The organism is Bradyrhizobium sp. Pa8, from assembly GCF_052588265.1.
Window position 1 is genome coordinate 9,163,029 of sequence record NZ_CP176767.1, and the last position, 12,797, is coordinate 9,175,825.

Annotated in this window: 13 protein-coding genes; 11 read left to right on the plus strand and 2 right to left on the minus strand. The window is 64.7% G+C overall.

The genetic code is table 11. The features are described from left to right. The first annotated feature begins 78 nt into the window (after window positions 1-78). From ACKWRH_RS43545 to ACKWRH_RS43595, 11 genes are all read left to right on the plus strand, one after another. Window positions 79-720: an HD domain-containing protein gene (locus ACKWRH_RS43545; protein WP_445218565.1), complete on the plus strand. Its 642-nt coding sequence runs from the start codon at window positions 79-81 to the stop codon at window positions 718-720. Window positions 721-835: 115 nt separating this feature from the next. Beyond that, complete coding sequence (locus ACKWRH_RS43550) at window positions 836-2,317, plus strand: catalase (protein WP_445218566.1); 1,482 nt, start codon at window positions 836-838, stop codon at window positions 2,315-2,317. A 440-nt stretch (window positions 2,318-2,757) separates the two neighbouring features. Next, on the plus strand, window positions 2,758-3,606 hold the full coding sequence (locus tag ACKWRH_RS43555; protein ID WP_028148999.1) for a transporter substrate-binding domain-containing protein: 849 nt from the start codon (window positions 2,758-2,760) through the stop codon (window positions 3,604-3,606). Between the two features lie 192 nt (window positions 3,607-3,798). Continuing rightward, the gene (locus ACKWRH_RS43560; protein ID WP_028149000.1) at window positions 3,799-4,461 is read left to right on the plus strand and encodes an amino acid ABC transporter permease; all 663 of its coding nucleotides are present in this window, start codon (window positions 3,799-3,801) and stop codon (window positions 4,459-4,461) included. Continuing rightward, on the plus strand, window positions 4,458-5,264 hold the full coding sequence (locus ACKWRH_RS43565; RefSeq protein ID WP_445218567.1) for an amino acid ABC transporter ATP-binding protein: 807 nt from the start codon (window positions 4,458-4,460) through the stop codon (window positions 5,262-5,264). The genes ACKWRH_RS43560 and ACKWRH_RS43565 overlap by 4 nt, the downstream gene beginning before the upstream one ends. Next, a complete protein-coding gene (locus tag ACKWRH_RS43570; protein WP_445218568.1) occupies window positions 5,264-6,019 on the plus strand; it encodes an SDR family NAD(P)-dependent oxidoreductase in 756 nt (251 codons plus the stop codon). Before ACKWRH_RS43565 ends, ACKWRH_RS43570 begins: the two co-directional genes overlap by 1 nt. After that, a complete protein-coding gene (locus ACKWRH_RS43575; protein WP_445218569.1) occupies window positions 6,016-7,143 on the plus strand; it encodes a muconate cycloisomerase family protein in 1,128 nt (375 codons plus the stop codon). Before ACKWRH_RS43570 ends, ACKWRH_RS43575 begins: the two co-directional genes overlap by 4 nt. Window positions 7,144-7,399: 256 nt before the next feature. Further along, window positions 7,400-7,819, plus strand: a complete 420-nt coding sequence (locus tag ACKWRH_RS43580; RefSeq protein WP_445218570.1) for an HIT domain-containing protein — start codon at window positions 7,400-7,402, stop codon at window positions 7,817-7,819. A gap of 9 nt (window positions 7,820-7,828) precedes the next feature. After that, window positions 7,829-8,773: an NAD(+) diphosphatase gene (gene nudC, locus ACKWRH_RS43585; protein WP_445218571.1), complete on the plus strand. Its 945-nt coding sequence runs from the start codon at window positions 7,829-7,831 to the stop codon at window positions 8,771-8,773. A 13-nt stretch (window positions 8,774-8,786) separates the two neighbouring features. Then, entirely contained in the window at window positions 8,787-9,710 is a 924-nt protein-coding gene (locus ACKWRH_RS43590; protein ID WP_445218572.1) for a sugar kinase, read from the plus strand. Window positions 9,711-9,807: 97 nt separating this feature from the next. After that, the gene (locus ACKWRH_RS43595; protein WP_254123816.1) at window positions 9,808-10,317 is read left to right on the plus strand and encodes an Lrp/AsnC family transcriptional regulator; all 510 of its coding nucleotides are present in this window, start codon (window positions 9,808-9,810) and stop codon (window positions 10,315-10,317) included. A gap of 180 nt (window positions 10,318-10,497) precedes the next feature. On the opposite strand, the gene ACKWRH_RS43600 is transcribed toward ACKWRH_RS43595, so the two are convergent. Both ACKWRH_RS43600 and ACKWRH_RS43605 read right to left on the minus strand, forming a co-directional pair. Further along, the gene (locus ACKWRH_RS43600) at window positions 10,498-11,997 is read right to left on the minus strand and encodes a phosphomannomutase/phosphoglucomutase (protein ID WP_445218573.1); all 1,500 of its coding nucleotides are present in this window, start codon (window positions 11,995-11,997) and stop codon (window positions 10,498-10,500) included. A 209-nt stretch (window positions 11,998-12,206) separates the two neighbouring features. Continuing rightward, window positions 12,207-12,719, minus strand: coding sequence for a TIGR02281 family clan AA aspartic protease (locus ACKWRH_RS43605; protein WP_445218574.1), 513 nt, complete (start codon window positions 12,717-12,719; stop codon window positions 12,207-12,209). Window positions 12,720-12,797: the final 78 nt, after the last annotated feature.

The window sequence follows — 12,797 nt, forward strand, 5'->3', positions numbered from 1 at the left end:
TTTTAGACGTATTACGTCGATTTAAGACAACGTAGCCCGGATTTACAGTGGGAGCGACCTAAATTTCAGGAGCTGCCCATGTCAGAAATCACCGAAGCCGCCGTCATCCCCGACAGCAAGCTGGCGCGTGCCATCACCGAATACATCCGCGACACCGAAACGGGCCTGCTCTTCAACCATTCCAGCCGCGTCTACCAGTTCGGTGCGATGGCCGGCATCCGCCGCGGACTGACATTCGACCGCGAGCTGCTCTACGCCGGCGCCATGTTTCACGACATCGGCCTGATGCCGGGCCATGGCAGCAAGCACGAGCGGTTCGAGGTCGATGGCGCGCATGCCGCGCGCGACTTCCTGCGCAGTCACGGCATTTCGGAAGCCGACGCCTATACCGTCTGGACCGCGATCGCCCTGCACACGACGCCGGGCGTCCCTCAGCACATGCACCCCGTCGTCGCGCTGGTGACCGCGGGCGTCGAGATGGACGTGCTCGGGCTCACCTACGACGAATATTCCGACGCGGAGCGCGAGGCGGTCGTGAAGGCGTTTCCGCGCACGCCGCGCTTCAAGGAAGACATCATCCAGGCCTTCTACGACGGCATCAAGCATCGGCCTGATACGACGTTCGGCAACGTCAAGGCCGACGTCATCGCCGACAAGGAGCCGCATTTCCATCGCGGCAATTTCTGCAGCGTCATCCGCAACTCGCATTGGCACGGTTGACCGGCGTTCGCGCAAGGACAGTGCGATCTCGAAATCGACTGCTGTGGACCCATGCGAGCCTGAGATTTCGCACGCGGGCAGCAATAGCCAATGACCCCATATTCAGGAGCATCCCATGGCCGATGAGCCGAAACGTTTGACCCATGCGACGGGCGCGCCCGTCAGCGATAACCTCAACATCATGACCGCGGGCCGCCGCGGGCCCGCGCTGCTGCAAGACGTCTGGCTGATCGAGAAGCTAGCACATTTCGATCGCGAAGTGATCCCGGAGCGACGGATGCATGCCAAGGGTTCCGGCGCCTTCGGCACCTTCACCGTGACCAATGACATCACCCGATACACCAAAGCGCAGATCTTCTCGGAAGTCGGCAAGCAGACGCCGATGTTCGCGCGCTTCTCGACGGTGGCCGGCGAGCGCGGCGCAGCCGACGCCGAACGCGACATCCGCGGCTTTGCGCTGAAGTTCTACACCGAGGAAGGCAATTGGGACATGGTGGGCAACAACACGCCCGTGTTCTTCTTCCGCGATCCGCTGCGCTTTCCCGACCTCAATCATGCGATCAAGCGCGATCCCCGGACCGGAATGCGCAGCGCCGACAACAATTGGGATTTCTGGACGTTGTTGCCGGAGGCTCTGCACCAGGTCACCATCGTGATGAGTGAGCGCGGCCTTCCCAGAAGCTTCAGGCACATGCATGGCTTCGGCAGCCATACCTACAGCTTCATCAATGCCGCCAATGAGCGGAGCTGGGTGAAGTTTCACTTCCGGACGCAGCAGGGCATCGAAAACCTGACCGACGCCGAGGCCGAAGCCCTCATCGGCAAGGACCGCGAGACTCACCAGCGCGACCTGTTCGAGAGCATCGAACGCGGCGATTTCCCGCGCTGGACGATGTTCGTGCAGATCATGACCGACGACCAGGCCAAGGCGTTTGCCTTCAACCCGTTCGACCTGACCAAGGTCTGGCCGAAGGCGGACTTTCCACTGATCGAGGCCGGCACTTTCGAGCTGAACCGCAATCCGGAAAACGTCTTCGCCGAGGTCGAGCAGGCCTCCTTCTCGCCGGCCCATGTCGTTCCGGGCATCGGCTTCTCGCCCGACAAGATGCTGCAGGCGAGGCTGTTCTCCTACGGGGACGCGGCGCGCTATCGCCTCGGCGTCAACCATCATCTGATCCCGGTCAACGCGCCGAAATGCCCGTATCACAGCTACCATCGCGATGGCGCAATGCGGACCGACGGCAATCAGGGAAGGACGCCGACCTATTTCCCGAACAGCCGTGGCGAGTGGACGGACCAGCCCGATCTCAACGAGCCGCCGCTCGAGATCGATGGTGCAGCCGCACATTGGGATCACCGCATCGACGACGATCACTATCGGCAGCCCGGCGACCTCTTTCGCAAGATGAACGCAGTCCAGCGGCAGGCCTTGTTCGACAACACGGCGCGCGCCGTCGGCGCGGCGGCCATCGCCATCCAGGAACGGCACATCGCCAACTGCACCAAGGCCGATCCCGCCTATGGCGCCGGCGTCCGCGACGCGCTGACGCGCCTCGCGACCGTTCGTGCCAAGGCTACGGACAAGGCTGCAGAATAGGGTCGGTCGATCCGCACCGACCTCTCGCCGTCTTCGGCGAACGGCGCCGACAGGGCGCCGTTCGCATTTTTAAAGCGAACCGTCGAAGCCTATCAATTTTCTCGCGAAACAGCTCGAGCCGACGCGCTCGCCGGGCCTTACCTCGTGCATCGCCGTGGCACGCCTGTCCCGAAGTGCAGACGCCGCCATTCGCCTCCGAATGCGTCAAGCCGATAGGCTCCCTGCCCATCTTCGAGGCCCCGCCCATCCCTGAGGCAATCGAGTCTTGACAGGGCCCGCCCGGCAGCGCCTTTCTATGAAATCCTGCCGGAACCGAAACAAAGGGTGCGCGAAAATCCGATCCAGAGCATTTTTCAGCCGGCTGACGCCGATTGATGGGCGAATTTTTCGCGCGAGATCAACCACACACCTTCATCCAACCAGAAAAGCGATTCCTCAAAATGGTTACACGTCGTGATGTCGCATCGATTGTCGGACTTGGCGCGATGGCTGCGGCCACGCTGGCCTCACCGGCCGTGGCGCAGACCGCAGCGGATCCCAACGAATCGACCTTTGCCCGCATCCGCCGCACCAAGAAGATGCGGATCGGCGCGGTCGGCGGCGGCGCGCCCTATTACATGAAGGACCTCGCCAGCGGCCAGTGGAAGGGCTTCTACATCGACATCGCCAAGGGGCTCGCCGACGACATGGAGGCCGAGCTCGAGATCACCGAGACCACCTGGGGCAATTCGGTGCTCGACCTGCAGTCCAACAAGATCGACATCTTCTTCGGCCTCAACCCGACCCCGAAGCGCGCGCTGGTGGTCGACTTCTCGGTGCCGGTCTTCAACAACGCCTTCGGCATCCTCTGCAAGAAGGACTTCAAGCCGAAGAGCTGGGCCGAGCTGAACTCGCCCGACGTCAAGATCGCCGTCGACCAGGGCTCGTCGCACGACCAGGTCGTCAGCCGCCTGACGCCGAAGGCGCAGATCTCGCGACTGAAGACCGCCGACGATGCCACCGCCGCGCTCCAGACCGGCCGCGTCGACGCGCAGTGCCTGATCACCATGCTGTCGCTGACCGTGCTGAAGAAGAATCCCTCGCTCGGCCAGTTCGTGCTGCCGACGCCGATCTTCGCCACCACGTCGAATGCCGGCTTCCGCCGCGAGAACGACAAGACCTTCCGCGACTACGTCAACACCTGGATCGACTTCAACAAGGGCCTCGGCTTCATCCGCAACGCGATCATCACCAACATGGAGCTGGTGGGCGTGACCGAAGCGGACATTCCGCCGGGCGTTTCGCTGTAAGGTGTAGCGAGTTTGGGTCGAGCTCAGTCGGCGCGCTCTGCTTCTTTCCCTCTCCCGCAAGCGGGAGAGGGTTGGGGTGAGGGTGTCTCCGCTGGCAAGACGCCCCCAGAGGAAAGAGCCCTCACCCGCGTCGCATCTTCGATGCGACACGACCTCTCCCGCAAGCGGGAGAGGTGAAGCAAGAGAACACGCATGTATCAGTGGGACTTCGGCATCCTCTGGAGCTATCGCTGGCTCTTTCTCAACGGGCTCGGCGTCACCGTCGGCTTCACCGTGGTCATCGTCGTGCTCGGTCTCGTCTTCGGCCTGTTCGGCGCGTTCGGCAGCCTGTCGCGCTTCAAGGCGGTGCGTCTGGTCGCCCTTACCTTCATCGAGGCGTTCCGCTGCACGCCGATCCTGGTGCAGCTGATCTGGTTCTATTACGCGCTGCCGATCCTGGCCGGCGTCGAGATGACGCCGATCACGGCCTCGGCGCTCGCGCTCTCGCTCTATGGCGGCTCGTTCTATTCCGAGATCATCCGCGGCGGCATCATCTCGATCGACAAGGGCCAGTCCGAAGCCGGCGCCGCGCTCGGCATGACGCCGGGACAGAGCATGCGGCGCATCGTGCTGCCGCAGGCGATCAAGCGCATGATCCCGGCGCTGATGAACCAGTCGATCATCCAGTTCAAGAACACCTCGCTGGTTTCGGTGCTCGCCGTGCCCGACCTCGTCTACCAGAGCCAGGTCGCCGCCCATGACAGCTACCGGCCGCTGGAGACCTACACCGCGGTCGCGGTCGCCTATGCGGCGATCCTGATTCCCCTGACCATCATCGTCCGCCGCGGCGAGAAGCGACTGGCGGTCAGCGAATGAGCGAGCCATCCAAGAACACTTCGAAAATCGAGATCCGGGCGCTTCGCAAGAGCTTTGGCAGCAACGAGGTTTTGAAGAGCATCAGCCTCGACGTCGCCAAGGGGGGCGTGGTGGCGCTGATCGGCCCATCCGGCTCCGGCAAATCGACGCTGCTCCGCTGCATCAATCTGCTGGTCGTGCCCGACGGCGGCAGCGTCCGCGTCGGCGACACGCGCTTTGCATTCGGCGAAGGCGCGAAGCTTCCGGACGTGAAGACACTCGCAAAATTCCGCACCACCACCGGCATGGTGTTCCAGCATTTTAATCTGTTCCCGCACATGACGACGCTTCAGAACGTCATGGAGGGGCCCGTCACGGTGCGCCGCATGGCCAGGGCGGACGCCGAGAAGCTCGCGCGTGCGCAGCTTGCCAAAGTGGGCCTCGCGGAAAAGGCCGACCAATATCCGGCGACGCTGTCCGGCGGGCAGAAGCAGCGCGTCGCGATCGCGCGCGCGCTCGCGATGGAGCCGGACGTGATGCTGTTCGACGAGGCCACCTCGGCGCTCGATCCCGAGCTCGTCGGCGAGGTGCTCGCCGTCATGCAGCGGCTGGCCTCGGAAGGCATGACCATGGTGATCGTCACCCATGAGATCGCCTTCGCCCGCGAGGTCGCCGACCGCCTCATCTTCATGCGCGACGGCGTCGTGGTCGAGGAAGGTCCGGCGCGGCAGGTGATCGACAATCCGCAGGAAGCCGCGACGCGCGCCTTCCTCAGCCATTTCCACCGCACCGGCGCATTGCCGCCGGCCAACGCAGCACCGTGATGCCTGATATCGATCGCGCCTATCTCGTCACCGGTGCCGCCAGCGGCATCGGCCGCGCCACCGCAAAACTGCTCGCGGCCCCCGGCACCGCGCTGCTGCTGCACACGCGCTCGAACGCGGAAGGTCTCGATGCGACGGCGGCAGAAGCCGAAGCGAAGGGCGCAGCCGTCGCAAAATGCCTCGGCGATCTCGCCGAGGAAGCAGCCGTCACCGACGCCGTCGCCGCCGCGCAACGCGCTTTCGGACGGCTCGATGGATTGATCCTGGTCGGTGGTCATGCCCGCCGCGGCAGCGCGATCGGCACGCCGGCGGATCAGTTCCGGCAGGCGATGGACGAATCGGCGCTGGCGTTCACGCGGCTGGTCGACGCCGCGCTGCCTCTGCTGCGTGACGGGCGCGATGCGCGGATCGTGGCGGTCTCGTCTTTCGTCGCGCATGCGATCCGGCCTGAATTCGCACCCTTTGCCGCCACCGCGGCAAGCCGCTCCGCGCTCGAAGCGCTGGTGCGTCTCACCGCGATCGAGCTCGCAAAAGACGGCATCACCGTCAATGCTGTGTCACCCGGCCTCATCATCAAGGACAAGCCGAGCGAGAGCCGGCTCTCGCCCGAGCAGATCGCGGCCACCGAAGCGCTGATCCCGATGCGCCGCCGCGGGCGGCCGGAGGAAGTGGCCGAGATCATCGCCTTCCTGGCATCACCGAAGGCGTCCTACGTCACCGGCCAGGTCTGGCACGTCAATGGAGGCCTGACATGACCGAAGCGACCGTCGAACGCATCAGGCTGTTCCTGATCGAGAGCCCGATCAAGATGGCGCGCCTCCAGGGCGTCGGCAACGTCAAGGGTACGGTGAAGCGCGTGCTGATCGAGCTCACCGCGAGCGACGGCGTGATCGGCTGGGGCGAGGCGGCACCGTGGGAAGTGTTCACGGGGACGCCGGAAGCGGCCTTCTCCGCGCTCGACATCTATCTGCGGCCGATCGTGCTCGGCAAACCCGTGCGCCGCATCCGCGCGCTGATGGCCGAGCTCGACCGTGCGCTGGTCGGTCATGCCGAGGCCAAGGTCGCAATCGAGATGGCGCTGCTCGACATCGTCGGCAAATCGTCGGGATTGTCGGTCGCCGACCTGCTCGGCGGCCGCGTGCGCGACACCATCCCGCTGTCGTTCTCGATTGCCGATCCGGATTTCGCCGCCGATCTCGAGCGCATGCGAAAGATGGTTCCGGACGGCAACGTCATCTACAAGGTCAAGACCGGCGTGAAGCCCCATCGCGAGGACCTCGATCATCTCGAAGCGATCCGCAAGGAATTCGGCGACAAGGTCGATCTGCGCGTCGACTACAACCAGGCGCTGGCGCCATTCGGCGCCATCAAGATCCTGCGCGACGTCGAAGAGTTCGCACCGACCTTCATCGAGCAGCCGGTGCCGCGCAAATATCTCGACGTGATGGCGCAGCTCACCGCGGCGCTGGAAACACCCGTTCTCGCGGACGAAAGCTGCTTCGACCGCCGCGACATGATGGAGGTGGTGCGCCGCGAGGCGGCCGATGCCGTCTCGATCAAGCTGATGAAGGCCGGCGGCCTGTTCGAGGCGCAGGCGATCATGGCGATCGCCGACATCGCCGGCCTGCCCGGCTATGGCGGCACGCTGTGGGAGGGCGGCATCGGGCTTGCCGCCGGCACGCAGCTGATCGCGGCAACGCCGGGCATCTCGCTCGGCTGCGAATTCTACATGCCGCATCACGTGCTGACCGAGGACGTGCTGGAAGAGCGCGTCGCCAACCGCGCCGGCCATGTCGTGGTGCCCGACGGCCCGGGCCTCGGCATCCGCGTCAGCGAGACCTCCGTCCGCGCCAATGCGCGGGTGCTTGCGGAGGCGTAGTTTCCGTCATTCCGGGGCGCGCAAAGCGCGAACCCGGAATCCATAACCACAGGGAGACGTGGTGGCGGGGGCTGGCAACTGCGAGTCTTCGCCAAACTTCTCCCTGTGGTTATTGATCCCGGATCAGCGCTGCGCTTGTCCGGGACGACGATCGCGTATGCAGTGACCGCGGAGCCCCGATCCTTCCCCTGGCTGACCCCGTATCGTATGGTCGGAGCTAACAGGCCCGCCCCCATCGGGCCATCCGGAAACGCATATGTCTGAACCCGCCTGGTCGCTGCACTCCCGCCTGAAAGAGGACACCATCGACATCGGCGACCTGCCGCTGTCGAAGGTCCTGGTCATCAAGGACGCGCATTATCCCTGGCTGCTGCTGGTGCCGCGGCGGCCCGATGCGATCGAGATCATCGATCTCGACGAGGTGGAGCAGGCGCAACTCATGACCGAGATCTCCCGCGTCTCGCGCGCGCTGAAAGAGATCACCAAATGCGACAAGCTCAATGTCGCCGCGCTCGGCAACCTCGTGCCGCAGCTTCACGTCCATATCATCGCACGCCGCACCAGCGACGCCGCCTGGCCGCGGCCGGTGTGGGGCGTGATGAAGCCCTTGGCGCACGACGCCACCGAGGTGCAGACTTTCATCAGCGCGCTTCGCCGCAAGATCTGGTTGGGTTGAGAACAAGAAATGTCAGCATTCGACTCGTTTCCGCTGGGACAGCCGGCCTTCGTCACCAACGTCCTCGATCGCGCCGCGCATCTGCGCCGCGACGACGGAAAACTGTTCGCGATGGAGCAGAAGCCATCGTCGCGCGCCTATGTCGTCTACCGCGACTCGCTGCTGGTGAAGCGCGAGGGCGACAAGGCGCGCGCGCTGCTGGGAATCGACGAGGCGCTGAAATGCGGCGCCAACCCCGGCACGATCTTCTTAGGCCTGCGCGACGGCGCCGCGGTGTTCGGCATGGGAATGCCGCAGGCGGCGGCCGAGAAGCTGATCGGCCGCGAGGACTACACCGTCACCGAGCTGCGCGGCATGGCGATGCAGGGCGTGATTCCGCCCGACGAGCTCTCGGCGATCGCGATGGCGAAGTCGATGGTGAGCTGGCACCAGCGCCACGGCTATTGCGCCAATTGCGGCACGCGGAGCGCGATGAAGGAAGGCGGCTGGAAGCGCGAGTGCCCTGCTTGCAAGGCCGAGCACTTTCCGCGCACCGATCCCGTCGTGATCATGCTGGTCGCCTCGGGCGAGAAGTGCCTGCTCGGCCGCCAGAAGCAGTTTCCGCCGGGCATGTATTCCTGCCTCGCCGGCTTCGTCGAGGTCGCCGAGACCATCGAGGACGCGGTACGCCGGGAAATCCTCGAAGAATCCGGAATCCGCTGCACCGACGTGCAGTATTACATGACGCAGCCCTGGCCCTATCCATCGTCGCTGATGATCGGCTGCAGCGCGCGGGCCCTGAACGAGGACGTCGTCGTCGATCATTCCGAGCTGGAGGACGCGCGCTGGTTCACCCGCGAGGAGGCCGCGCTGATGCTGACGCGGACGCATCCGGACGGGCTCGCCGGCCCGCATCCGTTCGCGATCGCCCATCATCTGCTCGGCCGCTGGGTGCACGCCAAGACCGGCGCATAAGCTGGGGCCGCCGGTGGCCACGTCAGGGACCGCGCCGCGCATCCTCTGCATCGGTATTCCCGTGCGCGACCTCACCTTTCGTATCGAGGCCGTGCCCGCGCGCGGCAGCAAGGCCAACGCCACGCATCTCGCCGAGATCTGCGGCGGCAACGCGCTCAATGCTGCGATCGCCATTGCGCGGCTCGGTGGGCGGGTCTCCTTCGCAGGACCGATGGGCGATGCACGGGAAGCATCGAGCGGTTTCATTCTCGAACAGATGGCTCGTGAAGGCATCGACGCGACCCACGTCGTGCGCATGCCCGGCCTGACCACGCCGGTCTCGGCGATCCTGATCGAGCCCTCGGGCGAGCGGACGCTGACGATCTATCGCGATCCCGCTCTGTGGAGCGTGAAGCTGCCGGACGGTGACGAGTTGCTCGCCGATTGCCGGGCGGTCCTCGTCGAGAGCCGCTGCGGCGCCCTTTGCATCGATCTCTGCGCCGAGGCGCGACGGCGCGGCATTCCCGTCATCGTCGGCGTCGATCGCGCGATGTCGTTGCAGGACAGCCTGCTCACGGCCGCCTCGCACCTGCTGTTCGCCAGCGACCAGGTGCAGGAGACGGCCGGTGTCGCCAACGACGGCGAGGCATTGAAGCGCCTGGCCAGGCTGACGCCGGCCTTCCTCGCCGCCACGCGCGGCCCGCGTGGCACGATCTGGCTGAACGAGGCGGGCGAGCTGGAGGAGACACCGGCCTTCCCGGTCGAGGCGGTCGATACGCTCGGCGCCGGCGACGTCTTCCATGGCGCCTTCACGCTTCGCCTCGCCGAGGGCGAGGAGGTGCGGGAGGCGCTGCGATTCGCCGCGGCCGCCGCAGCGCTGAAATGCACCAGCCACGGCGGCGGCCCGGCTGCCCCACAACGTATTGAAGTTGAAGGGTTTTTACGAGACAGGCCCTAGAGCGATTCCAGGGGCGCGCCGAGATTATGGGCTTGCAGTAGAAGATTTTCCTATATATCAGGGAAAGCAGCCCTCATATTGGAACAAAGTTCTTCAAATGACTGATGTCGCTGTCCAGCTCCCCGAGACCAGCCGCCGCCTTGATGCCATCGACCGCAAGATCCTGATGGTACTCCAGGAAGATGCCTCCCTGTCCGTCGCCGAGATCGGCGACCGCGTCGGGCTGTCCTCGACCCCTTGCTGGAAACGCATCCAGCGCCTCGAGGCCGACGGCGTGATCCTGAAGCGGGTCGCCCTGGTCGATCAGAACAAGATCGGGCTCGGCATCTCCGTGTTCGTGTCAGTCGAGAGCGCCGACCATTCGGACGCCTGGCTGAAGAAGTTCGCCGAGGCCGTGAGCGCCATGCCCGAGGTGATGGAGTTTTACCGCATGGCCGGCGACGTCGACTACATGCTGCGCGTCGTGGTCGCCGACATGCAGGCCTATGACGTGTTCTACAAGAAGCTGATCAGCGCCGTGCCGCTGAAGAACGTCACCTCGCGCTTTGCGATGGAGAAGATCAAGTCGGTCACCGCGCTGCCGATCCCGGCGGTGGTGGCGGCCTAGAGGCTTAGTTCTCAGGTCTCACCACAAGGAAGCTGTCATCGCCCGGCCTTGACCGGGCGATCCAGTATTCCAGAGGCGGCGATTGGATACGGAGAAGCCGCGGCGTACTGGATGCCCCGGTCAAGCCGGGGCATGACAGCGGAGATTTGCGGCGCGCGGGTTGTGCTCCCCTGATGCCCCTCAAATCGTCTGATTGTACGCGCCGACTTCGGGATGCGTGCGGAGCACGCTGTTCACCATCTCGAACATGTCGTGCATGCGTTGCTCGGAGACCGGGCTCTCGACCACGACGACGAGTTCGGGCTTGTTCGAGGACGCGCGCACCAGGCCCCAGCTGCCGTCCTCGACCGTGACGCGTACGCCGTTGACGGTGACGAGATCGCGGATCGCCTGGCCGCCGATCTTGGCGCCCTTGGCCTGCAAGCCTTCAAAATGCTTCACCACCTGGTCGATGACGCCGTACTTGGTCTCGTCGGCGCAATGCGGCGACATGGTCGGCGACGACCAGGTTTTCGGCAGCGCGTTCTTCAGGTCGGCCATCGACTTGCCCGGCGCGCGGTCGAGCATGTCGCAGATCGCGAGCGCCGACACCAAGCCGTCGTCATAGCCGCGTCCATACGGCTTGTTGAAGAAGAAGTGGCCGGACTTCTCGAAGCCCGCGAGCGCACCCGTCTCGTGGGTGCGCCGCTTCATGTAGGAATGGCCGGTCTTCCAATAGGCGACCTTGGCGCCCTGCTTCTGCAGCACGGGGTCGGTGACGAACAGGCCGGTCGACTTCACGTCGACGATGAAATGCGCATCCTTGTGGATCGCCGACATGTCGCGGGCGAGCATCACGCCGACCTTGTCGGCGAAGATTTCCTCGCCGGTGTTGTCGACGACGCCGCAGCGATCGCCGTCACCGTCGAAGCCGAGACCGACATCGGCCTTGTGATGCAGCACCGCGTCGCGGATCGCGTGCAGCATTTCCATGTCTTCCGGATTCGGATTGTATTTCGGGAAGGTGTGGTCGAGCTCGGTGTCGAGCGGGATCACCTCGCAGCCGATCGCCTCCAGCACCTGCGGCGCGAACGCGCCGGCCGTGCCGTTGCCGCAGGCGGCGACGACCTTGAGCTTGCGGGTCAGCTTCGGACGGCCGGTGAGATCGGCGATGTAGCGCGCCGGATAATTCTCGTGGAACTGGTAGGATCCGCCGGCCTTGTTCTTGAATTCGGCGTTGAACACGATCTCCTTCAGCCGCGTCATCTCGTCGGGGCCGAAGGTGAGCGGGCGGTTGGCGCCCATCTTCACGCCGGTCCAGCCATTGTCGTTGTGCGAGGCCGTGACCATGGCGCAGCAAGGCACGTCGAGGTCGAACTGCGCGAAATAGGCCATCGGCGTTACCGCGAGCCCGATGTCGTGCACCTTGCAGCCCGCAGCCATCAGGCCGGAAATCAGCGCATACTTGATCGAGGCCGAATAGCCGCGGAAATCATGGCCGGTGACGATCTCCTGCTTGACGCCGAGCTCCGCAATCAGCGCGCCCAGTCCCATGCCGAGCGCCTGGATCCCCATCAGGTTGATTTCCTTCTGGAACAACCAGCGCGCGTCGTATTCGCGAAAACCCGTGGCCTTCACCATCGGCTCGGATTCGAAGGCATAGGTGTTGGGCAACAAGACGGATTTCGGCTTGGGGAACATTGAGACGGTCTCGTGAAAATGGCGGGAATTGATGCAGCCTTAGCGAATGCCGGGCCGCAGCGGAAGGCGGGAATGGCAGCTTATGGCTTATAATTGCGGCAGTTTGGTAACGGGAAAACGCGTCCCGGCGCGAGACTTCCGCCAATGCCGTCCTGAAAAAATCCGTGCGAACAACCGTTCGTCGGCGCGGTGAGAGCCTTTGAGGCGGCTTACTGCTCCAGCACCATCTGGCCGTTGGCGTATTCGAAGCGCTTCAGGCGGGACAGGAAGGAGAGGCCGAGCAGGTTCTCCGACAGTGCCTCGTCCGGCAGCACCATGGCGTCAACGTCGCGCACGACGAGGCCGCCGACCTCGAGCATGGCGATGCGCGTGCGCGCCGCCTTGATGGTGCCGTTGGCGGTCGAGATGGTGGCGTTGTACTCGCCGCGCGAGGGACGCAGGCCAAAGCGGGCGGCCGAGCTCTCGTTCAGCGCGACCACGGAGGCGCCGGTGTCGATCATGAAGCCGATCCGCTGGCCCTCGATGCGGCCTTCGGCCTGAAAATGGCCACGGCCATCGCGGGAAATGGCGAGGCTGCGCCCACCGGCCGGCGCCGTCGACGCAACCGCGATCGTCGTGCGCGGCGCTGACGTCGCGGAGGCGGAACTCATCCTGTCCGCCATCTGCGCCATGAACGTGCCGAGGCCGATCATGATGGCCGCGAGGATCATTATGTTACGCATCACACCACTTCCGAGCCGGAAAGCTCGATTTCACCACGCGACACGTCTGGCCGCGAGCGACGCTGCGGTCAGAGCGCT

Coding starts and splice junctions, on each gene's coding strand:
- ACKWRH_RS43595 (WP_254123816.1), top strand. CDS start 9,808: ATGACTGATGTCGCTGTCCAGCTCCCCGAGACCAGCCGCCGCCTTGAT.
- ACKWRH_RS43545 (WP_445218565.1), top strand. CDS start 79: ATGTCAGAAATCACCGAAGCCGCCGTCATCCCCGACAGCAAGCTGGCG.
- nudC (WP_445218571.1), top strand. CDS start 7,829: ATGTCAGCATTCGACTCGTTTCCGCTGGGACAGCCGGCCTTCGTCACC.
- ACKWRH_RS43575 (WP_445218569.1), top strand. CDS start 6,016: ATGACCGAAGCGACCGTCGAACGCATCAGGCTGTTCCTGATCGAGAGC.
- ACKWRH_RS43565 (WP_445218567.1), top strand. CDS start 4,458: ATGAGCGAGCCATCCAAGAACACTTCGAAAATCGAGATCCGGGCGCTT.
- ACKWRH_RS43560 (WP_028149000.1), top strand. CDS start 3,799: ATGTATCAGTGGGACTTCGGCATCCTCTGGAGCTATCGCTGGCTCTTT.
- ACKWRH_RS43550 (WP_445218566.1), top strand. CDS start 836: ATGGCCGATGAGCCGAAACGTTTGACCCATGCGACGGGCGCGCCCGTC.
- ACKWRH_RS43555 (WP_028148999.1), top strand. CDS start 2,758: ATGGTTACACGTCGTGATGTCGCATCGATTGTCGGACTTGGCGCGATG.
- ACKWRH_RS43605 (WP_445218574.1), bottom strand. CDS start 12,719: ATGCGTAACATAATGATCCTCGCGGCCATCATGATCGGCCTCGGCACG.
- ACKWRH_RS43580 (WP_445218570.1), top strand. CDS start 7,400: ATGTCTGAACCCGCCTGGTCGCTGCACTCCCGCCTGAAAGAGGACACC.
- ACKWRH_RS43570 (WP_445218568.1), top strand. CDS start 5,264: ATGCCTGATATCGATCGCGCCTATCTCGTCACCGGTGCCGCCAGCGGC.
- ACKWRH_RS43600 (WP_445218573.1), bottom strand. CDS start 11,997: ATGTTCCCCAAGCCGAAATCCGTCTTGTTGCCCAACACCTATGCCTTC.